The organism is Bacillus sp. AP50, assembly GCF_040492675.1.
GTDB classification, from domain to species: domain Bacteria; phylum Bacillota; class Bacilli; order Bacillales; family Bacillaceae_G; genus Bacillus_A; species Bacillus_A cereus.
Map to the genome: position 1 here is coordinate 1 of NZ_JBEUTW010000698.1, position 1,761 is coordinate 1,761.

The following is a 1,761-nucleotide window of genomic DNA, read 5'->3' on the forward strand; positions in this document are numbered from 1 at the left end:
TATATAGATTGAAGGGATATAATGAAAACTACTACAGTAAATATATTTAAATCAAGTTCTTTTCTTGAAAATAAGTATCAAATACACTTTGTTGATTTTGAGGGGTATAGTTCGGAATTATTGAAATACATTGAGGAACATTTTGTAATGATTTGTGAGGGAGATAGTGATAGTGATATAGAGGTTGTTAAGCAAAGAGCAAGGGATTTTTTTGAAAGTAAATCTGAAAATACGGTAATGGGAGCAACCGCTGAATTTTTTATACATTTGTATTTAAAAAGTTTAGGATACAAACAAGAATGCACTTTTTTTAATCTTGAAGAAGGATCGATTAAAAAAGGATTTGATGGTTATTACTCAAAAGATGAAGTTGAATGGATTATGGAGAGTAAGTCCGGTTATAGAGATAGTAAAGGTAGTTCTCATTGGAGTAAAGTTAAAACAGCATACGATGATTTGACTGATAAATTTAGCGGAAATGTTTCTAATAATCCGTGGCAAAATGCATATAATCATGCACAACTCATTGATGTAGGTACAAGTAAGAGTATAAGAAAAAATATTAAATTATTGTCTGATAATTTTACTCAAAAGAAATTTACATCAATTGAAGATTTTAATATTATACCTGCATCCACCATTTTTCTAAGTGGTAAATGGGAAGATTACAATTTGAATGAAATAAAGAAGAAAATAGCTGGTGTTGTTTCGAATTTTAAATATAAAGACATAGTCATTATTTGTGTTACTAAAAAGTCCATCTCTCAATTTATTGAGTTTTTAAATCGCTAGTTAGGGGTATCTATTATGGAAAAAGTGGAAAAATCGACTTTAACGAGTATAAGTAAAATAAAAGAGTTTAATGAAGTGTTAAGGAAAATAACTATGAATGAACAACTTACGGAGGAAGAGAAAACATATATATTAAGTTGTGCGATATTATTTATGAAACATTACGAAGCAGATCAACGCTTCTCAAGTTACTTGGAATTTGCTTATTATATTATTTTGAAATACTCTGTGCAATATGAAGATTATATGCCATTATATGATTTTGCTGTGAATTTTGGTTTTTATCCCATTGCTAAAGATATAATTAATTTTAAATTATTAGGTGATCAGTTAAGTTTAAATGATAGTCTTATGGAAGTGAAAATTGATAGCTTTAGAAACCATAACTACATTGAAACTTACCAACAAAAAAAAGTTAGAACAAATTTATTAAAAGATAATTCTAATGAAGTAAGTTATATTGCCCCAACATCGTTTGGAAAAAGTTCGCTTATAATAGAACATATTTTACACAATGAATCGTATAATAAAATTGCTATCATTGTTCCGACAAAGTCTCTTTTGGTACAAACTTATCGAGAAGTAAGAAATTCTAAAATTGATAAAAGAATTTTAATTCATGATGAAATGTATCAAGGGGACGATAGTTTTATAGCAATTTTCACACAAGAAAGAGCGCTTAGATTATTGGATAAAAATAATGTCTATTTTGACATAATGTATATTGATGAAGCGCATAACTTATTTGGTAAAGATAATAGAAATATCTTATTGTCAAGATTAATAAGAAAAAATCGGAATTTAAACCCGAGCCAAAAGACGGTGTATTTATCTCCGTTAATTTTTGATAGTAATAATTTAAGGTTAGATAAACAGCAAGATATTAGTGAACAAAGAATATCATATAATTTAAAAGAAGCTGAGCTTTACGAATATAGATTATCGGGAGATGCATATCAGTATAATAGA

Annotated in this window: 2 protein-coding genes; both read left to right on the top strand. The window is 27.7% G+C overall.

What is annotated here, in order from left to right:
• Positions 1-21: 21 nt before the first annotated feature.
• Positions 22-792, top strand: coding sequence for a hypothetical protein (locus tag ABWK52_RS28550; RefSeq protein ID WP_097820930.1), 771 nt, complete (start codon positions 22-24; stop codon positions 790-792).
• Between the two features lie 15 nt (positions 793-807).
• Positions 808-1,761, top strand: a 954-nt coding sequence (locus ABWK52_RS28555) for a DEAD/DEAH box helicase (RefSeq protein WP_353772338.1), incomplete at its 3' end; no start/stop codon positions are given.